Here is a 23,777-nt window from a genome sequence, read left to right on the forward strand (position 1 = left end):
CGTACGAGAGAGCTATGTCTGCATCTGATACCTCGGGTGTTTTTCAGCATTGGCGGTTTGATAACGCCTACCTGAAAGCGTTACCCGCCGACCCCGAATCTGCTAACTATCGTCGCCAGGTGCCCGCGGCCTGTTACTCCTGGGTAGCGCCCACCTCGGTGCCGAACCCTGCACTAGTGGCCTGCGCCCCCGAAGTGGCGTCATTGTTGGATCTGGCGCCGGAGGCCTGCCAAACGGATGAGTTTTTGCGACTGTTCAGTGGCAACGAGTTGTTGCCGGGGATGACCCCCTGGGCCTGTTGTTATGGTGGTCATCAGTTTGGTAACTGGGCGGGGCAGTTGGGGGATGGTCGTGCGATCAACCTGGCCGAAATCGTTAATCAAAAGGGTCAGCACTACACCTTGCAACTCAAGGGGGCGGGTCCCACTCCCTATTCACGCAACGCCGATGGGCTGGCGGTGCTGCGCTCGTCGGTGCGAGAATTTCTCTGCTCCGAAGCGATGCACCATCTGGGTGTGCCTACCACCCGCGCATTAAGTCTGGTCAATAGTGGTCAAACGGTCATGCGTGACATGTTTTACGACGGCAATGCCCGCTACGAGCCGGGCGCAGTGGTCTGCCGGGTAGCGCAATCGTTTACCCGGTTCGGTAATTTCCAGATCCATGCCGCCCGCCAGGAGCATGAGCTGTTAAAGCGCTTGGTGGATTTCACCATCGAACGTGATTTTCCCGAATTGGGCGAGCCCTGCGAAGCGGTTTATGGACGTTGGTTTGCCGAGGTGTGCCAGCGCACCGCGACCTTGATGGTGCACTGGATGCGGGTGGGTTTTGTGCATGGGGTGATGAACACCGATAATCTGTCGATACTGGGGCTCACCATCGATTACGGCCCCTATGGCTGGCTGGAGGGTTATGACCCGGACTGGACCCCGAACACCACCGATGCAGGGCAACGCCGCTATCGATATGGCCAGCAACCCCAGATCGGCCACTGGAATCTCTACCAGCTAGCCAATGGGATTAGCCCGCTGTTCGGTGATACCGATCTCCTGCAAAAGACGCTGGATCAGTACGCTGTCACATATCAGCAGCAGTGGCAGGCGATGATGGCCGATAAGCTGGGGCTCGACGGTTGGCGCGACCGGGCCGACGAACAGTTGATTGTTCGTTTGCAAGACCTGTTGCGCCTGACCGAAACCGATATGACGATCTTCTTTCGCTCTCTGGCGAGCATTGAAACCAGTGACGCAGGTTTGGCGTTGGACGACAGGGAGCTGCTGGCACCGCTGCGGGAGGCTTTCTATCGTCCGCAGGAGTTAACCGGTGGGATCGAACGCCGTATCGCCGCCTGGTTGCGGGATTATCAGCAGCGCCTGAGGCTGCAACCGATCAGTGATGGCGAGCGGGCTGCTGCGATGAATCGGGTAAACCCACGCTATGTGCTACGAAACTTTCTCGCGCAGCAGGCGATTGATCTGGCGGAGAAGGGGGATTACAGCGAGGTCCGGACCCTGCTCGAACTGCTGCGCAAACCCTACGATGAACAACCGCAATTTGCGCACTACGCCAAGCGTCGCCCAGAATGGGCGCGCCAGCGCGCAGGCTGCTCCATGCTGTCGTGCAGTTCATGACCGGTCGCCCCACCCTGATACCAGGGAAGCGGTAAATGACGCTGTTGGGCTGCGGCGCGGGTAGATGTCCCCAGCGCCACAGTCAACCCTGCGTCTACTCGTGAATGGTGGGCAGCCGGGTCGTTTCGCCCTTATGGTTGCGCAGGGTATAGAACTCGTCGTTCTTGTCGACGATGCTGTAGTCGGGCATCAGCGGAATTTTGCCGATATTGGTCGCCACCACGTACATCGGCTGGGCCAGCCCGGTGGTGTGGCCGCGCAGCGCATCGCGGATCAGCTCGGCACCCTTCTCGATGGGAGTGCGAAAGTGATCGATGCCCGGCGCTGCTTCGCAATAGAAAAGGTAGTAGGGGCGGATGCGGATACTGAGCAGCTTCTGATTGAGGGTGCGGAAAGTGTCGACATCGTCGTTGATTCCCTTCATCAATACGGTCTGGTTGCCGACGTTGACGCCGCAGCTAATTAAATCGTAGACGGCTCGGGCGGTATGCTCGGTGATCTCTTTGGGGTGGTTGCATTGGGTGTTCAGCCAGATCGGCACCCGGTGTTGTCCCCTCAGCACCTTCATCAGACCCTTGGTGATCCGGTGAGGAAGCACGATGGGGAGTCGAGAGCCGATGCGGATCATCTCGACATGGGGAATTTCCCGCAGCTTGCCGATCAGGTACTCGAGTTTGGCATCGGAGAGCAGTAGCGGGTCCCCTCCGGTAATCAGCACATCGCGGATCTCTGGCGTATTGGCGATCCACTCCAGCCCCTCGTCGACGTCAAATCGTAAATTAAGTTCGTCCCCCAGGATCACCTCCTTGCGGAAGCAGTGGCGGCAGTAGATACCGCATTTGTCGATGACCGTAAATGCAATTTTATCCCTGTATTGGCGCGCGATACTGTCGGGACGCTTCTCCTCGGTCGCGCGGTTCTCCTTCCAGATCAGGTAGTCCTGCATGCCGTGGACGTTCTCCCGCTCCTGCAGCGAAGGGATCACCTGTTGACGGATGGGGCAATTGGGGTCGTCCCGATCCATCAGTGCGGCAAAGTAGGGTGTTACTCCCCAGATCGTTTCCATCTGCTCCAGTGAAGCTCGCTCCGCGTCGGTCAGGTTTACGTACTCTTCCAGCTGAGCGACGGTCTTGATGTTGTTGCGGATCTGGTTCAGCCATTCTTCGGCCATGGGGTCTCCTTAAAGGTTAATTAGAGTTAAAAAGAATAGAGCTCAAATCACTTTTAGCGGACGAAAGAAAGTTGTCATCGCGGGAGTGATGGGTGAGCCAAAAAGAAAAGTGAAGGTGCCTAGGGAAAGATGTGGCTTGTCAGCAGGTAAATAGCGGAAATAGCGGGGGTGGAAGCGGAGGGTAGAGCGCTGTCAGCCCGAGACATCGCAAAATAGGGAGAGGTAAAAAGCATTTTCCTGCGGGAGGTAATAATTAGAGCTCAAAGGATAAAGATTTAGGTGTTACAAGTCAAAAAGCCGGCGCTGACATTCACCTAAAGTGTGAACCCCTTCAGCCTGTACGCGAGGCGGGTGTGAATTGCTCAGTACAAAGGGTGCAGGGAGAGCCCCTCTTTAGTCCGACGAGACGCTGTTTTTAGGTATCGATTCAGGGGAGGTTAAAGGGCGTAGCGAGTAGCCAGCTTTTTGTCAGGCATGGCCGAAAGGGTCAAAAGAGATTCAATTTGATCCTCTAGTTGCTGGAGCGTTGGCTGCTGCGGATTGGAAGGTGGGGCTGGGAGCTGCTGGGGTCGCCGGTTAAGGGGGAGGCGCATTGGTTAAGATCAAAAAATATTCGATTCGACCCCTTTGCTCGTCTACTCTGGCATCCGGCTTGAATCCCTATTTCTGGCAACCATCTCGCTTATTAACCCGGCAGGCAATAACGATTTGGACAGGTATTGCCGACCGCCAGATATCGCCACCAGAATAAGCCCCCGGTCGGTTTCAATGACGTGCTTGATCTCTGTCCATAGTAGCGCTGTGTGTGTATGAGGGTTCTCTGTTCGGATCCCATCGTCATCGATGGTTAATGTCACTTTACTACCCGCACTTCTCCCCCACATCTGCCGTATTAACCACCAGGCTCGCCGAAATCGAATATGAACCAGCTCCAGAACAGCCAAGGCGATTAACGTGATGCCTATGACCTTGGGTTGCTCGGTAAAAGCCAGTAATCCTGCACCAGCAACAAACAATAAGGCAGGAAATAGATAATTGGGCTTGGCATTTTTTCCATAGGGTAAAGACTGATCAAAACACTCAGCAAGGTAATCTCGGGATAGGGTGAATTGAGTCGTAAAGGGTTGCATGGAAACCACGTGTTGTGTCCGGTTAATTGGTAGTAGCACTATAACGGATAACACTGGCGTCGCCAGTTGTAGATCTGCTGAGGACTGAACCCCAGCTCGCGCGCAACCGATGCGGTGGTGTTTCCCTCCTTATCAGTCCGACTTACAGCCTGATCCGCAGGGAGCAGGGAGCCGCCTATTCTCCCTCTGATCCGACAAGGCGCTGTTTTCGGTATCGATTAAGGCCCGAAGGGGCGACACAGGGATGTCGAGCCGTTCCGTGCGGGCAGGAGGCCCGCTGGGAACGCCCGATACCGAAAGCCGCGGCGCAGTGCAGCCGAAGGCCGGTGAAGTGGGGGCGCGCTTTCTTTGCTTTCGTTTCTTTGCCGCGCGCAAAGAAATGAAGTCGCCCGACGGGGCGAGTCCCGTCAACCCCCTTTGCGACGCAAAGCCCAACGCGGCGTAGCCGCTCCCTCCAAGCAAGCAACAGAACTGTCGGGCTAAAGCCCGACCTATGGGTTTGTGGGTACGCGACAAATGCTGGATACCCGCCTACGCGAGTATGACAACGTAAGAATCGAAAGGACGTTAATCGAGCCGTGGATACCGCCTACGCGAGTATGACGAGGGGTTGGGACGATGCGCAGTGCAGCCGAAGGCCGATGAAGTGGGGGCGCGCTTTCTTTGCTTCCGTTTCTTTGCCGCGCGCAAAGAGGTGACGTCGTCCAGCAGGACGCCCCCCGTCAAAGCAGCATCCCATACACCGGCGAATCAACATGCCGCACCAGGATGGCGACCTCGCGCCCCCCAAAGCGGGCAACCCGAAAACGGCCAAAGGTATGGCTGAGGTTGTTGTTGGTATAGCGACTATGGCGCGCGGCATCCGCGATCGGGTCGAGGGTATTATGGGGTGACACCAACGGCTGCCACCGCCAGCACCCGCTCGTCCACGCGCCCCAGTCATCGCCCGGCGGCGCGCTGATCGAATAGGGTGCGCTGCCATCGAGGGCCGAGTAGTAGATGAAACGCTCGCGTACTGCGCTGTATTCCAGAGCAGCAAAGGGGCTGATGGCGATGGGGGAGGAGCTCTCCAGTACCACGGGCGGCTCCGCAGGTCGGGCCGGATTCAGTGCCAGCAGGGTGTTGGATTGGTGACAGGCGACTAGCAGCAGATCTCGACTGGGGTCGTAAGCCATGACGTTATGATCCGCCTTGTGCGGGAGCTTGCTCGGGTAGCATGGACCCCAGTGGCCGCAGCTGCCATCGCCATTATTGCCGTCGGGGTAGAAGCCGGTGAAGCTGTTGCCGTCGTCGCCGGAGTGTCCCCACAGCACTCTGCGAGCGGAGTCCCAGGCGCTGAAGCCTGCTGAGTTAAGTGCCGCAGCGGGGTGTTTTGGACCCCGCCGCCACCGTTTTGTCTCCAGGTTAAACAGGTGAGGAATCGGCGTTGGTACGACATCGGGCCCCAGCTGTTGCTGGCCTTTAAGCAGCATAAAATCGTTTCCGATGGGATCGTATTGCACATAACCGTAGGTGTGGGGAGGCAGGGGAGAGCCATCCGGGTAGCAGGCAGTTGGGTAGTTGGCGCCTGCGCCGTAGGCGTTATTGTGTCCGCTGGTATACCCGTCTGAGATTCGAGACCACTGTCGAGCTGCCAGATCGAAGGCGTGCACATCGGAGCCGAAATAGTCGTTGTGCCCGCCACCAAAGCAGATCATCGCGCCATTGGGGCCGAAGCGGGTAGCCAGCACCGCTCCGTTCCAGCATTCGGTGATGGAGCGAAAATCTCCGCGCCCGCTCCAGGGTGCCTTAGCGTAACGCCCTGTGAGGCGCCGCAGCCGAGCGGGCAGCGAGGTGGCGGGGTTCAGTGCGGGATCGCAGGCGGGATCACCATCGGTCAGGTAGCGGGTGCCCGGCGGAGTGGGCGGCAGCTGCAGGTCGGGGCGGTTGCCCGATAGGCGGTACCAGTGCCCCGGTTCCATATCCGCGCTCCAGGTCGGGAGCGCCCCCAAACAGGGCCTGGAGTCTGTGGGTGTTTTAACGGGTATAGATGTCATCACACAACTGTAGCCTGAACTGCATCAATTAGTGATTGTGACAGGAGCTGTGGGCGGCGATGGACAGTAGGGTGGCCTTGTAAAGTGAAGGCTACGGGAGATCAAACCAGAGGGCTTCGATCGGGCTTGTGATAGCCATGTGTACCTCAGCCAACCCCTGCACGGTGGCACCGTCCCCAGGGGTTAAGTGGGAGCCGTCGACAGTGAGTGTGCCGGAAATGAGGTGCAGGTAGCCCGAACGGCCTGTTTCTAGCGGCAGACGCTGTTGGCCTATCGGTAGTCGTAGTTGGTAGATCTGCGCATCCTGGCGAATCGGCAGGCTGCCCTGTCGGCCATCTTTCGACACCAGCAGGGTGATGCCCTCGCTGGAGCTGAAATCCCTTTGGTCGTAACGAGGAGGGGCGCCGACCCGGTCGGGTTGAATCCATATCTGCAGCAGTTGGAGAGGGGTTGTCGGTGAGGGGTTATGCTCGCTGTGTTCAATTCCGGTACCCGCGCTCATTACCTGAACTTCCCCCGCTTTGAGGGTCGTATGGAACCCCATGGTATCGCGGTGTTCGATCAGCCCCTGAAGCATGTAAGTGATGATCTCCATGTCGCGGTGGGGGTGGGTGTCGAACCCCATGCCGGGGGCAACCATGTCGTCGTTAATCACTCGTAGCGCCGAGACGCCCATCTGCTGCGGGTCGTAGTAGTCGGCAAAGGAGAAACTGTAGCGGGTCTGCAGCCAGCCATAGTCGCCACGGCCGCGCTCACTGGATTTTCGGACACTGATCATCACGTATACCTCTCCCGCAGGGGCGAAATCTGGCCCCTGCTCATTACTCGTTAACCCGGCTATTCTGGCCCCTGCTCATTACTCGTTAACCCGGCTATTAACGACTCAGTAAACCATCAATGGAGTGCGAACCGGCACCACTAAAGGCCAGTGAAGCGGTAGCTGCCAATAGGGCGAGGCCGAACTCGTAACCGCCATTGCTGAGGAACAGGCCATTACCAATATGCACAGCGAGTATAGCGACCACCATAGTGACGGCGCAGACCAAAGCTGCAGGGCGGGTGAGCAGGCCCACTAGCAGGGCGATGCCACCGAAGAACTCGGCGCTACCCGCCATCAGGGCCATCAGATAGCCGGGTTCGAGGCCGATGGAGGCCATCCACTGCCCGGTGCCTTCGAGGCCGTAGCCGCCGAAGGCTCCAAACAGTTTCTGGGCACCATGAGCGATAAGGATGATACCTACCGGGATGCGCAAAATCAGGGCGGCGATGCCGGCGTTGCTGGACAGAATTCGATGAAAGAGGGTTTTGTTCATGGTGTTGCTCCGCGATAAAGACAGGGGTCAGGGTGGATAGAGTGGCACCAGATTAGGTGCCTATCCCCGATGAAGAAAGCGGAGCGTTTCGGTCAAATTGTTCAAATCATTTGATTGATTTTATGACGGCTAAAACTATGGGTTTTCCAGGGCGAAGTGTCGCAGTAGCTGAATCTCTTCGGCCCAGATACTGGAGTCGATGGTTTCCAGCACCATGGGAATTCCGTTAAAACGCTTGTCGCCCATGATGTAGCGGAACACCTCCAGACCGATCTCGCCTTTGCCCAGACTCTGGTGGCGATCAACCCGGCTGCCGAGTTTGATCTTGGCATCGTTCAGGTGCATCCCCTTGAGGTATTGAAAGCCAACAATACTCGCGAAGTCGGCGAAGGTTTGCTCGCAGTCGGCAGGGGTGCGCAGATCGTAGCCTGCGGCGAAAGCGTGGCAGGTATCGAGGCACACACCCACCCGCGATTTATCCTCGACTCCGTCGATGATCTGGGCGAGCTGCTCGAACCGGTAACCCAGGTTGGAGCCCTGCCCGGCGGTGTTTTCGATCACCGCCGTAACCCCCTGGCTGGCATCGAGGGCGATGTTGATCGACTCGGCGATGCGCGCCAGGCAGTCATCAATAGGGATCCGTTTCAGGTGACTGCCGGGGTGAAAGTTGAGGTAGATCAACCCCAGCTGTTCACAGCGCTGCATCTCGTCGATAAAGGCGGCACGGGACTTTTCCAGCGGGTCGCGCTCCGGGTGCCCCAAATTGATCAGGTAGCTGTCGTGGGGCAGGATCTGCTCGGGCCTGAAGCCGAGTTCGTCACAGGTGCTGCGAAACTCATCAATCACCTCGGTGCTGAGCGGCGGAGCCTCCCAGCGACGTTGGTTTTTGGTAAACAGGGCAAAGGCATTGGCTTCCAGCGCCTTGGCGTTGCGTGGGGCGTTGGCCACACCGCCGCTGGCGCTTACATGGGCTCCGACGTACTTCATGGACCGCTCCTCGTCAGGTTGAGAAGCGGTGGATTATACCGGTAAACCCGATTGATGTTCGACGCCGGGATTGATTTTAATGCATCGCGTTAGATTCACGGCTTTAAAGCAGCGGGGTTATGAATCGCCACTATGCAGAAAACGGTCCAGGTCAATGGTCTCGGTGGGGTCGATATTGAGCGCTTCCCGCACCTTCTTGAACAGTTCATCGTAGGCTTTGGACTGCATGAAAATAGGGGAAGCGTTGACCGCGTGTTCGCCCTCTCCCAGTACGCCCATATGGCGTAGCTCTTCCCGGGTGCGGTGAGCGAAATTAAACGCCATATCCCGCCGCATGGTGAAATCGCTATTCAGGGTTCGGCCATCGGCCATCTTCACGTTTAGGGCTATTTTGACGGCGTGTTCGGTGTCATTGGAGTCGGTGCTAATGTTGGCCTGCACTTCGGCGTGAAAGCTATGGCCATCGGCTTTAACCAGCTGGTAAGTGACGGGGTCAAATTGGGTAACTGCCATGGATTACTCCCTTTAGTCATGGTGGTGATAGTCCCATAGTAGGAGATCAAAAGCCTGTTGTCAGGCCTGCTAACAGGGTGGCTGTATGATATTTCCCCTGCGTTCGAACACTAGGTTTGCGCTCATGAAAGCTGTACCGGGTCATCGGGGTCACCTGTTACACAGGGTTGGTTGGCAGTGGAGGTGTTTTTTTGTGGAGCAGGCCCGAATAAAGTGGCGGTTAGGGGGGCACGATCTCTTGCGGTACAGTATCGCGCTGATGCTGGTTGGTAGCGGCGCTGCCTTGCTGGTGGCTATGGCGCAGGGGAACGCCCAGACGCAGTTGATGGAAGCGATTTATGGCAGCCAGGGGCGTATCAATGCTTTTTTTCAGCGCTTTGTGCTGCGGGGCGGGTTCACTCACAGGGATCTGCTGATGGTGCTTGCCCTGGGCCAGTGCGCGGCGGGGGGGTTGTTGCTGATCAATCGTTTTACCCGAGTCGTGTTGTGGGTGGTGCTCGCGGGGGGGGGTATGCGCATCGCCGCTCTGCCCGTGATGACGGTACCGATGGTGGAGCTGGATGTGATGACCTATACATCACCGGCCCTGTTGGTGAGGGCAGTGGATATAGGTGTCGCGCTGGTGGTGGTTGTTCTGTTGTGCCATCAATCGGAAGCCCCCCCGGCGATGGAGGCGGGGCTGCTGAAGGCTGCGCTGGTAGTCCCTTTGGTTATAGGAGGGCTGTTTTATGGTATGGCCAAGGTCAACTCGTTTGATATGCCTGCCTGGTGGCTGCTGACCGTTGCGGGCCTGCTGTTATGGCGGCATTGGCTGGTATCCCGCATAGGTGCGGGTACCGTGCTGGTGGTTTTGCTGTATTCGGTTTTTCGGCATCTGGTGGGCATGCACCCCCTGTATGAGCTGGCATCCGTGCTGGGATTGCTGCCTTTAATGGCGGCAGCCGGGGTATTGTTGGTCTCGTCTGGTCGCTAGAAACCGGGATCTGTTTAGATCTGAAAGGCAGAAAGAGTGGGTGTTTAAAACCCAACAGGTCTGATGAAAGTGCCACAACAGGTGAAAAAACAGGCGAAAACCGGAGTATACTCTCTCCATAGCGGTTTAGTTTAACGATTCAGTACGAGTGAGGTTTTGATCATGGCTGTAGAAGGACTTTCCGTATCAACTCCGGTTGCGCCAAGCACCGGTGCGCAAAATCAGGACAGGGTGCAGCAGCGCCAGCAGTTGGAGGACGCGCAGCAGGCAGAGCAGCGCAGAGATGATGTCGCCCAGGTGCAGCAAGTTGAGCAGAGTCAACAGGCGGAGCAGGAGCAGCAGATCCAGGATCAGGATAACCGGGTAGGCACCCAGATCGATCTCAGTGCCTGATCTTTTTCTGGCTAGATCTCGTCAGCTCGATTGATTGCCGGGTTAGGGGCTGGGATGGTGCCCGGTTGGCATAGAGATGAGCAAGATGAGCCGGGCCAGTACTGGCGATGCATGAGTATGGCTACCGCCGAAAATGTTAAGGGAGCGCAAGCTCCCTTTTTTGCGGCTGTTAAGAAAGGGTTTTATCGGGGCCGCACCAGAGGGTGACCAAGCGCAAAAAAAATGATCCAAGGCCATGACATCGTTTCCGTTTTACTTCATGCTGCTAGGCCGCACTAAGACTTTTCTGGATGACTGTCGAATGTTTTAAGACCAAAGGCTAATAATTGGTCAGTGGGGTAGCAGGTAGAGTAATTGGGGGTAGGGGAGTTTTCCTTGCAGGGCGGTGAAGTTTTTTCTCTTCGGGCCCGCTTTCACGCAGTCTCCTGGCGGCCTCGATGCGCTATCGGAAACTGCCCTGTTTCAGGGAACGATCGACGCTTCACCAGAATAATAACGAGAGAATATGGCATGAAGGCATGTAGGTGGTTGTTTCTGCTAGCAGGTTTTTGCACTATCGCTGCTCAGGCAGCCGATGAGGTCGTTAAGATTGGTCTGAACTACCCCAAGACAGGGCACTACAAAGAGCAGGGTCTCGAACAGATGCGCGGCGCTCTGATGGCGTTGGACGAAATTAACGGATCCGGGGGGATCCTCGGGCGTCAAGTTGAGATGGTCAGCCGTAACACCTCCTCGCGCCCCAGCAAGGGGGTAAAAAACGTTGACGATATGGTGCGTAACGAAGGCGTACGTATGGTGTTTGGCGGCTCCTCCAGCGCGGTGGCAATAGCGTCGGGCAAAAAAGCCAAAGAGCTGAACGTACCCTATTTCGGCACTCTGACCTATTCCAATACCACGACCGGTGTAGAAGGCCACACCCATATGTTCAGGGAGACCTACAACGCGTGGATGTCTTCCAAGGTTCTCTCCAAGCATCTGAATGCGAACTACGCGGGCAAGAAGTTTTTCTACATTACCGCCGATTACACCTGGGGTTGGTCTACCGAAGAGTCGCTACGTATCTTTACCAATACCACCGATACGGCAGCTCACCCCGGGGTTAAAACGCCTTTTCCAAAATCCCGCGCCAAGCACTTTAAGGAGGCGCTGGCCACTGCACAAGCGTCCGACGCCGATGTGCTGGTGCTGGTGCTTTTCGGCAACGATATGGTGCGTGGCTTGAGTCTCGCCTACAACATGGGCCTGAAAAAAGAGATGCAGATCGTGGTGCCCAACCTGACCCTCGGTATGGTGCGCGATGCAGGTCCTACGGTTATGTCAGGCGTGCTCGGTGCGGTGCCCTGGAGCTGGAATGTACCCTATATCTATGATTATGCGAAGGGTAAGCAGTTTGTTGAGGAGTATTCGCGTCTTTATTCCAGCTATCCATCCAGCTCGGCGGCGTCAGCTTACAGTATTTTGCACCAGTATAAAGATGCCGTTGAACGAGCCCAGAGCTTTGAAACTCGTGATGTGATTCGTTCGCTGGAAGGACACAGTTACTCACTGCTGAAAGATGAGCAAAGCTGGCGTAAGTTTGATCACCAGAATGTGCAAACGGTGTATGCGGTGCGGTGTCGGGAGTTGGCCGATGTTTTCAGTGATCGATACAACCTGGATTACTTTGAGGTGATCGATTCCCTTTCTGGTAATGAGGCGGCGCGAACCTATGATGAGTGGGTTGAGGTCCGTAAGAGGGCGAAAAAACCGCTGGTGTTGCAGTAGCCACAGGCTAAAAATTGAAACCAGAAAACGGGAGCTTGGCTCCCGTTTTCTGGTTTAGGCAAGGCCATTGTGCGCTCAGCTGAATCTGGAGCGGCCAGGTGAGCAAGGGCTGTCTCAGCTCATAAAGTTTTTTACACCGGTAAAGAAGATCTGGGCGGCAATTGCGGAAACAAAGAGCCCCGTCACCTTGGTGAGAATGACCTGGGTGTGCGGACGATTGAGGAAGTGAACCCGGTTGGATAGGCGCAGTAGCAGGCCAACCGCGATCACGGCGCAGAATAACGCAAGCGCAACACTGATTCGCTCCTGGGTGTTTTTAAGCTCGGCACCGATAACCATAAGTACCCCGATAACCCCGGGCCCCACAGTAATCGGCATTGCCAGCGGGACTACGGCGATATCCTGGCCGTGGCTGGCGGACACATCGGCACGCCCGTTAATCATCGACAAAGCCGATAAAAACAGCACCGCTCCGGCGCCGATGCGAAAAGCGTCCAAGGTGATGCTAAACAGCTGAAAAATAGTCTCGCCCGCAAGAAAAATAATGAAACTGCTGACCATGACGGCAATAGTCACCTTGTTGGCGATACGGTTTCTCTCGGGTGTTCCCAAATCTTTGGTCAGTGATGCGAACACCGAGACCACAAAAAACGGGGTGAAGATAAAGAAAATCTTGAGAAAGTAATGGATAAATATCGGGGTCATTGTGGTAACGCAATTCGGTGAATAGGGTGTTATCAGCATAGACGGCTGCGGGGCGCGAAGAGTAATGAGATCCATGGGTAAGCGCAAATTTTTTTCTCTGCTATATCTTTGGCTAACGACGGCGCTGGAGAACAAAGCAGCGATGCAGCGGTTGCTTGAGGGGCAAATTGTAAGGCGTTGACCTGCGGGGCGTGCGCCTCGAAGGAGTCCTGTTCACAGTGATGTCATCCGCGGGGCTTTTCCTGCCCAAGGGGGCTCAGTCCTTCAGGATTCCTGAGCGGAGGTCCGAAAAACCTTCGGGAGACTGAGTCGCCTCAGACCATCTACACTGACTTGGGGGGCGGGTAAAATGGCGGTAGGTCGTAACCTGAATTCAGAATGTGAAGTAGAGCTTCAGGAGCCAATGATGCTATCGATGAGCACTCCATGGAGAGTGGGTTTTTTCTGCTATCGGTGTTGTTGTTTCCTTGCGAGGTCGTTGCCGACTGTGTCGAACCCCAGGCTACTGGTGGCGGGGGCTATGGTGCCAATGTTTGAACGCAAGGGGCGGCCCTCACTTGAGCGACCGGCGCAGGATACTGTTTGAGCCGGCAGCTGCTGCCTGCGTCAACCTCCGGATCACCAACGCGAGTTCCTAAGGGCCTGGCATCGGCTCTACGAAAACCGCAGAGCGGATCCTGTACGCAGCATTCTGGCGCGCTATGGCGTAGAATCTATGTGGTGGATTGATGTGAAAAAGCAGTATCGGCACTCTACCAGCCGGTGATCTCGCGAGAGAATCCTGGACGAGTAACCTAAAGGGGTAACCGACATTGTGAATAGAGCACTCAAGCGTTTACTGGGTCTACTCGTGGTGGTGGCACTGCCGACGCTGACCTCTACCCCCGTGTCGGCAGAGGGAGCGGTATGGCGAGTGAGCAGCGCAGAGGGACAGTTCTATATCGGTGGAACCTTGCACCTGCTCAGTGCCAGTGATTACCCGCTACCCGAAGCCTATGCCCGGGCTTATGCCGACGCCGATGCTATTGTGCTGGAGGCGGATCTGGCGATGATCGAGTCCCCCGATTTTCAGCAACGGCTCATGTCCCGAATGCTTTACCCCGAAGGGGAAAACCTGCAGTCTCGCTTGAGCCCAGAGGTGTATCAGAAGCTAGAAGCCTACTGCCGCGCAAAGGGCTACCCCATGACCCTGATTCAGAATTTTCGCCCGGGGCTGGTGTCGGTCACTTTATCCGTATTGGAGATGCAGCGTATGGGGATGGCCGGGACGGGGGTTGATCAGTATTTTTACCGTAAGGCGTTGGCGGACGACAAACAGATTGGTGAGCTGGAGACCGTAGACGAACAGCTGGCGGCGATGGCCTCCATGGGGGAAGGCAAGGAGGATGAGATGATCCTCAATACATTACGAGACCTCCAAACCCTGCCTGCGGCGTTGCACTCGGTCAAGGAGGCGTGGCGACAGGGTGACCTGGAACGGTTGCAGGAAGAGGTGATGTTGCCCATGCAGGAGTCCTATCCTGATATCTATCGACAGTTGTTGGTGGATCGAAACAGCGCATGGCTGGGAAAACTTGAGGCGCTGCTCTCGACCCGCCAGACCGAGTTGGTGCTGGTGGGTGCCTTGCATCTGGTGGGCGAAGATGGCGTATTGCAGCGCCTTAGTGAGCAGGGTTATCTGGTCGAGCGTTGGTAAGGCCGCGGGCGCATCGCCAAATATGAAACGGGGGGAGCTCTTGGGGCTCTCCCCGAGTTGGTGTTATCCCCGGTAGTAACGCTGTTCTACGAAGGGGGTGCGCGACACCGTCAGGGGCAGTTGTTTTCCACGAACCAGTGCAAACACCTGGGTGTCGATGGCGCTATAGGGGGTGGATACGTAGCCCATGGCCACCGGGGCGTTGATGGTCGGGCCAAAACTGCCGCTGGTAACTACCCCGATCTTTTCACCCTGCCCGTTGACCAGTTCGGCCCCCTCACGAATGGGAGCACGGCCCTCGGCCAGCAGGCCCACGCGCTTGCGCGAGTAGCTCTTATTGGCGATCTGTTCAAAAATGATCTCGGCACCGGGAAACCCCCCGGGGCGCTCCCCGTCAGCCCGGCGCGACTTGCTGATGGCCCAGATCAGGCTGCCCTCTATTGGCGTTGTCGTGGTATCAATGTCATGACCATACAGGCAGAGCCCCGCTTCCAGTCGCAGTGAGTCGCGGGCACCCAGGCCAATCGCCTCCACTTCGGGTTGCTCTAAAAAAAGGCGGCAGAGGCGTTCGGCTTCCGCGTTAGGGATAGATATCTCGTAGCCATCCTCTCCGGTATAGCCCGAGCGGCTGACGAAACAGTCGACGCCATCAATGCTCAGGTGACGTGAATCCATAAATACCATGTCGGCAACCTCGGGAGTGATACGGCCCAGGGCGGTTGCGGCCGCTGGTCCCTGCAGTGCAACTAGAGCTCGGTCATCGAGGCGCTCGAGCTGGATGCCATCGCCGAGGTTCGCCTGCAGATGGGCGATATCCTGCTCTTTGCACGCCGCGTTGACCACCACGTAGAGGTGGTCGCCGAAGTTGGTCACCATGAGGTCGTCGAGCAGGCCTCCCTGGTCATTGGTGAACAGGGCGTAGCGTTGTTTACCAACAGGGAGTCCGACGATATCGACCGGTACGAGGGATTCCAGAGCGGCCGCAACATTGCTGCCAGACAGTTTCACCTGGCCCATGTGGGAGACATCGAACAGTCCCGCTTTTTCCCGTGTTTGCAGGTGCTCTTTTTTAACGCCGAGGGGGTACTGCACCGGCATCTCGTACCCGGCGAAGGGAACCATTTTGGCACCCAGCTCCAGGTGCAGGTTATAAAGAGACGTTTTCAGTAGAGGGCTATCGGACATGGGGTTCTCCGCAGGTGGCCTGATGGGGGCGTAAAAGCCTGAAGGTATAAACGTAGACGACTGGAGCCAGCTTTACCCGGTAACCATCGCCTCCTCAATGTGCAGTGTTTCCTATAGGAAACAAAGTATACTGGTAGCAGGGTTTGGAAAAAAGGGTTTTGTGCGCTGATTCCCATCATGCAATGTCAACGCCCTGGGGGCTATTGAGGGATGTCAGTGTTGGCGCGGATCGGGTTGCAAAATGCTGGAACCCTGACTAGAGATTAGGTGTCTTGAATAGAGCGTCGCCACAGAAGGAGCAGAGCAATGGAGCGCCGACAGGCTCAATGGATTGGAACGGTAGCGATGGCCGCGTTGTTGATGGGAGGGTGCCAGGTGTTGGGGCTGGATGGGCGAGCCTCGATTGACACACAGGTGAATTATCGCGAGCGCATGATGTTGCCGCCGGACTCCCGAATTACCGTGAGGTTGCAGGATGTGTCGAAAGCGGATGGGGCCGCCGAAACGCTGGACGAGCAGCAGCTTGTGTCGGCGGGTAAGGCTCCGCCCTATAGCCTGACGCTGCGTTATGATCCTGCGCAGATCGATCAGCGGCACCGTTATGCGGTGCGCGCCGAAATTCGTAATGCGGGCAAGCTCATGTTCACCACTACCGAACATATCGACCCCTTTGCCGAGGATTCCCCCAGGCCACTTGCTTTGCTGGTACATCGGGTCGGCGGGCACACCCCGACCCTAAATACAGCCAGCTTGAATCATACCTACTGGAAATTGGTCCGCTTGGAGGACAGGGCGGTTGTCGAGGGTTGGGGTGGCGAAGCCTTGTACATTCGGTTTGATGCCGAGGCCGCCCACGCGGGTGGGTTCTCGGGCTGCAATCGTTTTAGTGCGAGCTTTAAGCTAAGCGGGTCAGGGATACGCTTTGGTCCGATCATGTCTACCCGGCGCGCTTGTGCCAGCGGGATGGAGCAGGAGGGGCGTTTTCTGACGCAGCTCGAAGCGGCGGTAGGTTACAGCATTAAAGGCAGTATGTTGGCCTTACTCAACGCAGAGCGTAAAGTGATGGCTGTATTTGAGGCGCAGGCTAGTCCCTGAGGTTTAAGGCGATGAAATCAGGGGGGGCTTCCCTGTTTGCCTGGTTGCTGCACACCTATACGCCACATGGATGCCGCTAGAGTGGGGGTATTGCATCTCCTTAGGGGATAAGGAGAGAAAAGCGCAGCCATAATGAGCGCACTTTTCTGTCCAGGGCGCCCTTTTAGGGAGGGGCCTAAGGGGTGTCCCTACTCCAGCCCATCAATCACTCCGTCGGCGTTTACCCGCATCCGTTCGGCAGCGGGTGTTTTGGGCAGTCCAGGCATGCGCATGATGTCGCCGGTAAGGACCACGATAAACCCGGCTCCCGAGTTGACGTGAAGGTTACGGATAGTGACTTCGAAGTCCCGTGGTCGCCCGTGTAATAGCGGATCGTCGGAGAGGGAGCTGGGTGCCTTGGCGATACAGATGGGGAGCTCTGCAAGCCCCAGCTGTTCGATCTGGCGCAGGTCCTTTTCTGCCTGGCGGGTAAAGGCGATGTCGTCAGCGCCGTACATCTGTCGGCAGACGGCGCGAATTTTTTCGAGAATCGGCAAATCCAGGCCATAGAGGGGGATAAAGGGGCGGTTGTTGTCAATGCTTGCCATCACCAACCTGGCCAGTTCCACCGCTCCCTTTCCGCCATCGGCGTGGTGGGTGGTGAGGGCACAGGCTACCCCATGCTGCTGGCAGCGCTGTTGAATCACCGCTACCTCCTCATCGCTGTCGGTCGCAAATCGATTGATGGCGACCACCGGGTACTTATTGAAATGCTGGACACTCTCGATATGCTTATCGAGGTTTCCAAGCCCGAGGTGCAGGGCTTCGATATCCTCGCAAGCGAGGTCTGCGCGCGCTTTGCCGCCATGCATCTTCAGTGCACGTACCGTCGTCACCAACACCACGGCATCGGGGTCCAGTTCACCGAGGCGGCATTTGATGTCAAAAAATTTCTCCGCGCCCAGATCAAAGCCAAACCCAGCTTCCGTAATTGTCCACTCGGCATACTGCATTGCCATGCGGGTCGCGACCAGGCTGTTGCAGCCATGGGCGATATTGGCGAAAGGCCCACCATGGACAAAAGCGGGTGTACCCCCGAAGCATTGCACCAGATTGGGGTGAAGGGCGTCGCGCAGCAGGGCCATCATGGCGCCGGTGATCTTGAGTTGGCGCGCGTAGACCGGCTCACCCTGATAGCTATAGGCCACTAATGTACGGTCTAGTCGTTGTTGCAGGTCATCGGCATCGCTGGCCAGGCACAGCATCGCCATCACCTCGGAGGCTGCCGTGATATCGAATCCCCCCTCCCTTGGAATGCCTTGCCCCTTGCCGCCCAATCCCACCACGATGTGGCGTAGGGAGCGATCGTTCATGTCCATGACTCGGCGCCAGACGATCTGGCGGGGATCAATGCCCAGGGGATTGCCGTGAAAAATGTGATTATCGATGCTGGCCGAGAGCAGGTTGTTGGCCGAGGTGATGGCGTGAAAGTCGCCGGTGAAATGCAGATTAATTCGGTCGGCGGGCATGATTTGGCTATACCCGCCACCGGTAGCGCCGCCTTTCATTCCCAGGCAGGGGCCGAGGGAGGGTTCACGCAAGGCCAGGCAGACCGACTCGCCGAGCTGAGTAAACGCCTCACCCAGACCGATAGTAGTAGTGGTTTTGCCCTCCCCGGATGCGGTTGGAGTGGTCGCCGAGACCAGTATCAGTCGCGCCTTTCCCTCTTGCGTGCGGGGTTGCTTCAGGGCTTTGAGGTCGACCTTGCAGATATCGCGTCCATAGTGCATTCGGTGCGCCGGGTCGATCTTCAGGGCGTCGGCAATTTCGTCGATGGGGCGTGGGCTGAATTGTTTGGCTATCTCGATATCGCTGGGCATGGGATACTTCCGGTAGGGGGGCGATGGGAGGCACCGCCCCAAGCAAAAACAGTTGTTATCAGGCTAGCGGGGGGTGGCCAGCGGCGCAAGTCGTGGTTTATCCCTATACACCCAAAATCTACGATTATCAGCCCATCGGTGGCCAGGTCGTACTTGCATATGAGACTTGTTAACTTTATTAAAAAGCAATGTGAGCTGGGCCGACCCGCGGCGCGAGGGTTAATTGCTGCCGGGCGGGTTTGGGTTGATGGTAATCAGCAACGGGATGGGGGCTTCCGGGTGACCCCTTACAATAGCATTGCGCTGGACGGCGAACTGTTGCAACGAGGAACGCCTTGTTACCTGATGCTGCATAAGCCGGAGGGCGTGGTTAGCGCCACCCGTCATCCGGATCACACCACGGTGGTGGATCTGGTGCCTGCTGAACTTCGCGCCGGCTTGCATCTGGCTGGGCGTCTGGATATCACGACGACGGGGTTGTTGTTACTTACCAATGATGGCTTTTGGTCAAAACAGCTTTCACGCCCGGAAAACAAGGTGGCAAAGGTCTATCGAGTTGCCACTGAATATCCGATCACGGCTGAATATGTGCAGCAATTTGCTGCAGGGATCTATTTTGGCTACGAGGATATGGTTACTGCTCCGGCCCATCTTGAGTTGCTGGGTGAGTGTCTGGCGCGCTTGACCTTGCATGAGGGTCGTTACCATCAGGTTAAACGCATGTTTGGTTATTTTGATAATCCGGTGCGAGCATTGCACCGGGAACGCATCGGTGAGCTGGTGCTCGACCCGGCGCTGGCGCCTGGCGAATATCGGCCACTTACCGCTGCCGAAATCAGCGCGCTCTCTCCCCGGTAATAAGCGCGACTCGCAGGTGCCTTGGTTCGAGTTGTTGCCGGTCGAACCCAATCGGTCTGCCTTGCTAGATTAAAAAGAGTAACGCCTGACCTAAAAAATGAGAAGAACTATTGTTTAGCGTAGGGCTGCCGTAGCTGTGTACAGAGCCAAAGTGGGTGCGCCCCTCGCTGTTCCACTCAACAAAAAAATATAGTTGTCACCGGCGTTCCATCGCGCGTCCCCCTCTGTTGGCCTTGGTGCAAACGGCTGAGGTTACCTATTACGGGTAGATACAGCCAAAGTGGGTGTGCAGGCGATCGGCACTCAGAGCAGGGTTCGTGGCAGCAGGGGCAGAGTGGGAGGGTGTAAGCTTGGTGTTATTGTCGGTGTTGTTTCGGGTGTTGTTTCGGGTGTTGTTATAGGGGCTATGATGCCAGAAATTCTCGCTATGAAAAGCAGGCACTTGTCACTAAATAGAGCCTGTTCAACAGCGCTGTCAGGTTACATAATGGAGCTACATTTTGAGTGACAGGGAGCCGGACCATGGTACAACGGGATAAGCATGGGGCGCTGCGGGATGATGTGCGTCTATTGGGTGAAGTATTGGGCGACACCATTCGTGATCAGGCCGGGCAGGAGCTGTTCGATAAGGTGGAGCAGATTCGTGCGCTCGCCAAAGCCGGGCGCGATGCTGACAACAGCGAGGCGTTGTTGGCCGTGATGTCCCAGTTGAGCGAAGAGGAGCTGGTACCCGTTGCCCGAGCCTTCAGTCACTTTCTCAATTACGCCAACATCGCCGAGCAACACCATCGGGTTCGTCGTCGCCGGGCTTACCAGTGCGACAACAGTGCGCCTCCCCAGCAGGGGTCGTTAGCGGAGCTGATTCCACGTTTGTTGGCTCAAGATATTGCGCCCGAAAGGGTGCGCGACACCTTGGCTGCACTGCAGGTTGAGCTGGTGCTCACCGCCCACCCCACCGAAGTGACCCGCCGTACCCTGTTGCGTAAGTACGAAGATATCGGCGAGATCCTCAACACCCTCGATCATCCGGACCTCACTCTGCGTGAGCGCGAGGCCCAGCTCAATCGCCTGCGCCGCCGCATCGTGGCGGCGTGGCACAGTGATGAGATCCGCCATCGCCGTCCGACTCCGGTGGATGAGGCCAAGTGGGGTTTTGCGGCGATCGAAGCCACCCTGTGGGAGGCGGTGCCTGAAACCCTGCGAGAGATTGACCGGGTATTAAAACAGCATACGGGACTGCGCCTGCCGCTGGCCTCTGCGCCTCTTCGCATCGCCTCCTGGATGGGTGGCGACCGGGATGGTAATCCTAATGTCACATCACGGGTGACCGAAGAGGTGATCCTGCTGGCGCGCTGGAAGGCGGCTGACTTGCTGTTGCGCGACGTTAACGAGCTACGGGCAGATTTGTCGATGATCGACGCCAACGCAGCCCTGCGCGCTCGGGTAGGGGATCACCCCGAACCCTACAGGGAGCTGTTGCGCGAGGTGCGTACGCGCCTGGAAAATACCCGCGACTGGGCCGAGGCTCGACTCAATGGTGAGGAGTTCGGGGCGCCGATCTACCTCAGCGACGAGGAGCTACTGGAGCCTCTGGAACTGATCTATCACTCATTGCTCGAGTGCGACATGGAGGCGATCGCTGAGGGTAGCCTGGTTAATATTATTCGTCGTGTGCACTGTTTTGGTTTGGCGCTATTGCGACTGGATGTACGTCAGGAATCGACTCGCCATGCCGAAGCGATCAATGAGATCACCGAGTACCTAGGGCTGGGGCGTTACCTCGATTGGGACGAGGCGAAAAAACAGCAGTTTCTGCTTGCCGAACTGCAAAGCAGGCGGCCATTGATCCCCCCACAACTACCCGCCAGTGACGAGGTGAAAGAGGTACTCGACACCTTCCGCACGTTGGCGCAGCAACCGGCTTCAGCACTGGGAGCCTATATTATCTCTATGGCCACATCACCTTCGGATGTGCTCGCTGTCAGGCTGCTGCAACAGAGCTGTGGTTGCCAGCATCCGCAACGCATCGTGCCCCTGTTCGAAACTCTTTCGGACCTCGAAGGCGCCGCCGATACGATGCAACAGCTATTGGCCATCGACTGGTATCGGCAGGATATCGACGGCAAGCACGAGGTGATGATTGGTTATTCCGATTCGGCCAAGGACGCAGGTTTCTTTGCGGCCTCCTGGGCGCAGTACCGGGTGCAGGAGCAGTTAAGTGAAGTGTGTCGCCAGCAGGCTGTGCACCTTACCCTGTTTCATGGTCGGGGTGGCTCGGTCAGCCGAGGCGGTGGTCCCGCTCACGCGGCGGTATTGTCGCAGCCCTCGGGGACGGTCAACGGTGCGGTGCGTGTTACCGAACAGGGAGAGATGATCCAGTTCAAGTTTGGTGTCATGGGGCTGGCACTGCGTAATCTGGAGCTTTACACCTCGGCTACGCTCGAGGCCACGCTGGCACCGCCACCGGCCCCTAGCCGAGCGTGGCGTGACATGATGCAAACCCTTGCCGAGCGCACCGTCGTTGAGTATCGCCGGGTGGTGCGGGATGATCCGCGTTTTGTGCCCTATTTCCGCAGTGCCACCCCCGAGCTTGAATTACGTCGCCTGGCGCTGGGGAGTCGTCCAGCTAAACGTAATGTGGGTGGCGGCGTCGAGAGTCTCCGAGCCATCCCCTGGGTGTTCGCCTGGACCCAGATGCGGTTGATGCTCCCGGCCTGGTTGGGCACCGGGCGTGCGCTGGCCGAGCAGGTCGAGCAGGGCAAGATCGAACTGCTACAGGAGATGAGCGGCAACTGGAACTTCTTTCGCATGCTGCTCGATATGCAAGAGATGGTGCTGGCCAAAGCCGATGTGCGGGTCGCTGACCATTACGAAAATCGGCTGCTGGATGATAAGGCGTTGGCGGCGCTGGGTGAGGAGTTGCGTGCGGGGTTGGGCGAGGCCGTTGCTATATTGCAAACCATCAGCGGCGAACCCTTGTTGGCGCGTATTCCGGTACTACGGCGCTCGATTGATGTTCGCAACCCTTACGTGGATCCCTTGCACATATTGCAGGTGGAGTTGATGCGTCGCCTGCGCGAATTGGGTGATGAGGGCGATGCCACCCTGGAGCAGGGGCTGATGATCTCCATCGCAGGGATCGCGGCCGGCTTGCGTAATACGGGGTAGCGGTAATCGCCTACTCCGTCTCTTCCCGGTACGGGATCATCCCTCTTGCCTTGTAGTTAGCCAGGGCAGCGGGGTGATCCAGGTTGCAGGTGTGCACCCAGACCCGCTCGGCGCCCATGTTCCACGCGTTTCCGATAGCGTGACTGAGCAGATAGCCGCCTACGCCGGTGCCAATGGCGTGGGGAGCTAGTCCGATGTAAGCGATCTCTACCTCGACCCCCACTTTTTGTAGTTCGTAGTAACCGGAAATAGCGCCATGCCGATAGGCAACCCAGCTGCGCACGCCACTCTCTTCGACCCACTGTTTCCACTGCTCATCATTCCACACCAGTTTATCCGTCCACTCCCAGGGGCCGCCGATGTACTGGTAGAGGAAGCGGTTAAATTCAGGCTGCGGGATTTCGATCTCGCTGATACTGAACTCGGGATCAGGGTTGGTTTTTTCCTGCAGCTGCCCGGGGGAGGTCATCTGCAGGTAGGTGGTGGTAACAAGGTTGTGCATTGGGTTGGCCTGTCAGGAGGTGTAAATCGCGCGGTAAACGCACTGGTGGCGTTTCGGGGGTATTGTTTAGTCAAACCAGAAAGGTGGCTTTTGTGAATAATGTGCCATATATGGTGGTGTTTCTTCCTACAAGTGGGAGTTTGTTCGCAATTGCGAGACCGGTTATATCGAGTTGCTAGCGCAATAACTAAATAGATTTTACATCGGTTGAACGATTGATATACGTCAATTTTGTGGCCGGATATCTTTGCTTAAATCATCTGCACACTAAATAAACACATCAGGAGAGATGTATCATGAAGAAGTTGTTCTCCGGCATTTTAGTTGCCGTAAGCTTAGTGTTTTCCTCTGTATTGATGGCCGAAAATGTTCAGCCTGAAACCATTCCTGGTGCAAAGACCGTTACCGCTGAAGATCTGATCGCTTTGGTCGATGATCTCGACAATCTGGTAATTATCGATGCACGTAGCCAGTCCGATTACGATAAGGGCCACATTCCTGATGTCATCCGTATCAAGAATGACGATGTCACTCCTGATACCCTGGCCGGTGCTCTACCCGCCAAAGATACCCCCGTTGCGTTTTATTGCAATAGTAAAACCTGCCCCCGTAGCGCCGATGCGGCGACCAAAGCCAGTGCTGCCGGTTATAGCAACATCTACTGGTTCCGTGGTGGCATCGCCGAGTGGCGTGAGAAGGGTTTTCCGGTAGAGATGTAAGTTTCTCACCTTACGGATGAGTATCAGGGGGCGCAGGGAGTTAGCGCCCCCGAAGGGATTTCCAGGCACGGACGCTCAC

Annotated in this window: 21 protein-coding genes; 9 read left to right on the forward strand and 12 right to left on the reverse strand. The window is 56.9% G+C overall.

Translation table 11 applies throughout. The features are described 5' to 3' along the window. The first annotated feature begins 14 nt into the window (after positions 1 to 14). Positions 15 to 1,631: a protein adenylyltransferase SelO gene (locus ACP3PW_RS09355; RefSeq protein WP_426416433.1), complete on the forward strand. Its 1,617-nt coding sequence runs from the start codon at positions 15 to 17 to the stop codon at positions 1,629 to 1,631. A gap of 94 nt (positions 1,632 to 1,725) precedes the next feature. Here the strand turns inward: ACP3PW_RS09355 and ACP3PW_RS09360 are convergent, their stop codons facing one another. The 8 genes from ACP3PW_RS09360 to ACP3PW_RS09395 all read right to left on the reverse strand — a co-directional run bounded on the left by ACP3PW_RS09360 (position 1,726) and on the right by ACP3PW_RS09395 (position 8,781). Further along, on the reverse strand, positions 1,726 to 2,802 hold the full coding sequence (locus tag ACP3PW_RS09360; protein ID WP_426416434.1) for a KamA family radical SAM protein: 1,077 nt from the start codon (positions 2,800 to 2,802) through the stop codon (positions 1,726 to 1,728). Positions 2,803 to 3,437: 635 nt separating this feature from the next. Further along, positions 3,438 to 3,932, reverse strand: coding sequence for a YcxB family protein (locus ACP3PW_RS09365; protein ID WP_426416435.1), 495 nt, complete (start codon positions 3,930 to 3,932; stop codon positions 3,438 to 3,440). A 38-nt stretch (positions 3,933 to 3,970) separates the two neighbouring features. Continuing rightward, positions 3,971 to 4,147, reverse strand: coding sequence for a transposase (locus tag ACP3PW_RS09370; protein ID WP_426417027.1), 177 nt, complete (start codon positions 4,145 to 4,147; stop codon positions 3,971 to 3,973). A gap of 507 nt (positions 4,148 to 4,654) precedes the next feature. Then, positions 4,655 to 5,893, reverse strand: coding sequence for a hypothetical protein (locus ACP3PW_RS09375; protein ID WP_426416436.1), 1,239 nt, complete (start codon positions 5,891 to 5,893; stop codon positions 4,655 to 4,657). Positions 5,894 to 6,059: 166 nt separating this feature from the next. Continuing rightward, complete coding sequence (locus ACP3PW_RS09380) at positions 6,060 to 6,746, reverse strand: pirin family protein (RefSeq protein ID WP_426417028.1); 687 nt, start codon at positions 6,744 to 6,746, stop codon at positions 6,060 to 6,062. Between the two features lie 97 nt (positions 6,747 to 6,843). Then, entirely contained in the window at positions 6,844 to 7,281 is a 438-nt protein-coding gene (locus ACP3PW_RS09385; RefSeq protein ID WP_426416437.1) for a DoxX family protein, read from the reverse strand. Between the two features lie 135 nt (positions 7,282 to 7,416). Beyond that, the gene (gene nfo / locus ACP3PW_RS09390; RefSeq protein WP_426416438.1) at positions 7,417 to 8,268 is read right to left on the reverse strand and encodes a deoxyribonuclease IV; all 852 of its coding nucleotides are present in this window, start codon (positions 8,266 to 8,268) and stop codon (positions 7,417 to 7,419) included. Positions 8,269 to 8,385: 117 nt separating this feature from the next. After that, positions 8,386 to 8,781 carry a DUF5064 family protein gene (locus tag ACP3PW_RS09395; RefSeq protein ID WP_426416439.1) on the reverse strand — a complete coding sequence of 132 codons (396 nt, stop codon included), beginning with the start codon at positions 8,779 to 8,781 and terminating at the stop codon, positions 8,386 to 8,388. 238 nt (positions 8,782 to 9,019) lie between these two features. Here ACP3PW_RS09395 and ACP3PW_RS09400 point away from each other — a divergent pair, with 238 nt between their 5' ends. From ACP3PW_RS09400 to ACP3PW_RS09410, 3 genes are all read left to right on the forward strand, one after another. Further along, complete coding sequence (locus ACP3PW_RS09400; protein WP_426416440.1) at positions 9,020 to 9,754, forward strand: hypothetical protein; 735 nt, start codon at positions 9,020 to 9,022, stop codon at positions 9,752 to 9,754. A 162-nt stretch (positions 9,755 to 9,916) separates the two neighbouring features. Further along, complete coding sequence (locus ACP3PW_RS09405; protein ID WP_426416441.1) at positions 9,917 to 10,147, forward strand: hypothetical protein; 231 nt, start codon at positions 9,917 to 9,919, stop codon at positions 10,145 to 10,147. A 510-nt stretch (positions 10,148 to 10,657) separates the two neighbouring features. Continuing rightward, positions 10,658 to 11,911 carry an ABC transporter substrate-binding protein gene (locus tag ACP3PW_RS09410; RefSeq protein ID WP_426416442.1) on the forward strand — a complete coding sequence of 418 codons (1,254 nt, stop codon included), beginning with the start codon at positions 10,658 to 10,660 and terminating at the stop codon, positions 11,909 to 11,911. 114 nt (positions 11,912 to 12,025) lie between these two features. Here the strand turns inward: ACP3PW_RS09410 and ACP3PW_RS09415 are convergent, their stop codons facing one another. Continuing rightward, positions 12,026 to 12,616, reverse strand: coding sequence for a MarC family protein (locus ACP3PW_RS09415; RefSeq protein WP_426416443.1), 591 nt, complete (start codon positions 12,614 to 12,616; stop codon positions 12,026 to 12,028). 814 nt (positions 12,617 to 13,430) lie between these two features. Here ACP3PW_RS09415 and ACP3PW_RS09420 point away from each other — a divergent pair. Further along, positions 13,431 to 14,312: a TraB/GumN family protein gene (locus ACP3PW_RS09420; protein WP_426416444.1), complete on the forward strand. Its 882-nt coding sequence runs from the start codon at positions 13,431 to 13,433 to the stop codon at positions 14,310 to 14,312. Between the two features lie 63 nt (positions 14,313 to 14,375). Here the strand turns inward: ACP3PW_RS09420 and gcvT are convergent, their stop codons facing one another. Next, on the reverse strand, positions 14,376 to 15,497 hold the full coding sequence (gene gcvT, locus ACP3PW_RS09425) for a glycine cleavage system aminomethyltransferase GcvT (RefSeq protein WP_426416445.1): 1,122 nt from the start codon (positions 15,495 to 15,497) through the stop codon (positions 14,376 to 14,378). 306 nt (positions 15,498 to 15,803) lie between these two features. On the opposite strand from gcvT, the gene ACP3PW_RS09430 reads away from it, so the two are divergent. Beyond that, entirely contained in the window at positions 15,804 to 16,592 is a 789-nt protein-coding gene (locus ACP3PW_RS09430; protein WP_426416446.1) for a YbaY family lipoprotein, read from the forward strand. Positions 16,593 to 16,780: 188 nt separating this feature from the next. Here ACP3PW_RS09430 and ACP3PW_RS09435 read toward each other — a convergent pair whose 3' ends face one another. Further along, positions 16,781 to 18,451: a formate--tetrahydrofolate ligase gene (locus ACP3PW_RS09435; RefSeq protein WP_426416447.1), complete on the reverse strand. Its 1,671-nt coding sequence runs from the start codon at positions 18,449 to 18,451 to the stop codon at positions 16,781 to 16,783. Positions 18,452 to 18,610: 159 nt separating this feature from the next. Here ACP3PW_RS09435 and ACP3PW_RS09440 point away from each other — a divergent pair, with 159 nt between their 5' ends. Then, positions 18,611 to 19,309: a pseudouridine synthase gene (locus ACP3PW_RS09440; RefSeq protein WP_426416448.1), complete on the forward strand. Its 699-nt coding sequence runs from the start codon at positions 18,611 to 18,613 to the stop codon at positions 19,307 to 19,309. 522 nt (positions 19,310 to 19,831) lie between these two features. Beyond that, positions 19,832 to 22,477, forward strand: a complete 2,646-nt coding sequence (gene ppc, locus ACP3PW_RS09445; RefSeq protein ID WP_426416449.1) for a phosphoenolpyruvate carboxylase — start codon at positions 19,832 to 19,834, stop codon at positions 22,475 to 22,477. A 10-nt stretch (positions 22,478 to 22,487) separates the two neighbouring features. On the opposite strand, the gene ACP3PW_RS09450 is transcribed toward ppc, so the two are convergent. Continuing rightward, a complete protein-coding gene (locus tag ACP3PW_RS09450; RefSeq protein ID WP_426416450.1) occupies positions 22,488 to 22,979 on the reverse strand; it encodes a GNAT family N-acetyltransferase in 492 nt (163 codons plus the stop codon). A 296-nt stretch (positions 22,980 to 23,275) separates the two neighbouring features. On the opposite strand from ACP3PW_RS09450, the gene ACP3PW_RS09455 reads away from it, so the two are divergent. Then, a complete protein-coding gene (locus tag ACP3PW_RS09455; protein WP_426416451.1) occupies positions 23,276 to 23,698 on the forward strand; it encodes a rhodanese-like domain-containing protein in 423 nt (140 codons plus the stop codon). The last annotated feature ends 79 nt before the right edge of the window (positions 23,699 to 23,777 follow it).

The sequence above is a fragment of the Aestuariirhabdus sp. LZHN29 genome, from assembly GCF_049985285.1.
GTDB lineage: Bacteria > Pseudomonadota > Gammaproteobacteria > Pseudomonadales > Aestuariirhabdaceae > Aestuariirhabdus.

Excerpts from the sequence above, each read along its gene's own strand:
- ACP3PW_RS09385 (WP_426416437.1), bottom strand. The coding sequence starts at position 7,281 with ATGAACAAAACCCTCTTTCATCGAATTCTGTCCAGCAACGCCGGCATC.
- ACP3PW_RS09365 (WP_426416435.1), bottom strand. The coding sequence starts at position 3,932 with ATGCAACCCTTTACGACTCAATTCACCCTATCCCGAGATTACCTTGCT.
- ACP3PW_RS09375 (WP_426416436.1), bottom strand. The coding sequence starts at position 5,893 with ATGGAACCGGGGCACTGGTACCGCCTATCGGGCAACCGCCCCGACCTG.
- ACP3PW_RS09455 (WP_426416451.1), top strand. The coding sequence starts at position 23,276 with ATGAAGAAGTTGTTCTCCGGCATTTTAGTTGCCGTAAGCTTAGTGTTT.
- ppc (WP_426416449.1), top strand. The coding sequence starts at position 19,832 with ATGGTACAACGGGATAAGCATGGGGCGCTGCGGGATGATGTGCGTCTA.
- ACP3PW_RS09435 (WP_426416447.1), bottom strand. The coding sequence starts at position 18,451 with ATGCCCAGCGATATCGAGATAGCCAAACAATTCAGCCCACGCCCCATC.
- ACP3PW_RS09450 (WP_426416450.1), bottom strand. The coding sequence starts at position 22,979 with ATGCACAACCTTGTTACCACCACCTACCTGCAGATGACCTCCCCCGGG.
- ACP3PW_RS09405 (WP_426416441.1), top strand. The coding sequence starts at position 9,917 with ATGGCTGTAGAAGGACTTTCCGTATCAACTCCGGTTGCGCCAAGCACC.
- ACP3PW_RS09440 (WP_426416448.1), top strand. The coding sequence starts at position 18,611 with ATGAGACTTGTTAACTTTATTAAAAAGCAATGTGAGCTGGGCCGACCC.
- ACP3PW_RS09415 (WP_426416443.1), bottom strand. The coding sequence starts at position 12,616 with ATGACCCCGATATTTATCCATTACTTTCTCAAGATTTTCTTTATCTTC.
- ACP3PW_RS09380 (WP_426417028.1), bottom strand. The coding sequence starts at position 6,746 with ATGATCAGTGTCCGAAAATCCAGTGAGCGCGGCCGTGGCGACTATGGC.
- ACP3PW_RS09395 (WP_426416439.1), bottom strand. The coding sequence starts at position 8,781 with ATGGCAGTTACCCAATTTGACCCCGTCACTTACCAGCTGGTTAAAGCC.
- ACP3PW_RS09355 (WP_426416433.1), top strand. The coding sequence starts at position 15 with ATGTCTGCATCTGATACCTCGGGTGTTTTTCAGCATTGGCGGTTTGAT.
- ACP3PW_RS09430 (WP_426416446.1), top strand. The coding sequence starts at position 15,804 with ATGGAGCGCCGACAGGCTCAATGGATTGGAACGGTAGCGATGGCCGCG.
- ACP3PW_RS09360 (WP_426416434.1), bottom strand. The coding sequence starts at position 2,802 with ATGGCCGAAGAATGGCTGAACCAGATCCGCAACAACATCAAGACCGTC.
- ACP3PW_RS09410 (WP_426416442.1), top strand. The coding sequence starts at position 10,658 with ATGAAGGCATGTAGGTGGTTGTTTCTGCTAGCAGGTTTTTGCACTATC.
- gcvT (WP_426416445.1), bottom strand. The coding sequence starts at position 15,497 with ATGTCCGATAGCCCTCTACTGAAAACGTCTCTTTATAACCTGCACCTG.
- nfo (WP_426416438.1), bottom strand. The coding sequence starts at position 8,268 with ATGAAGTACGTCGGAGCCCATGTAAGCGCCAGCGGCGGTGTGGCCAAC.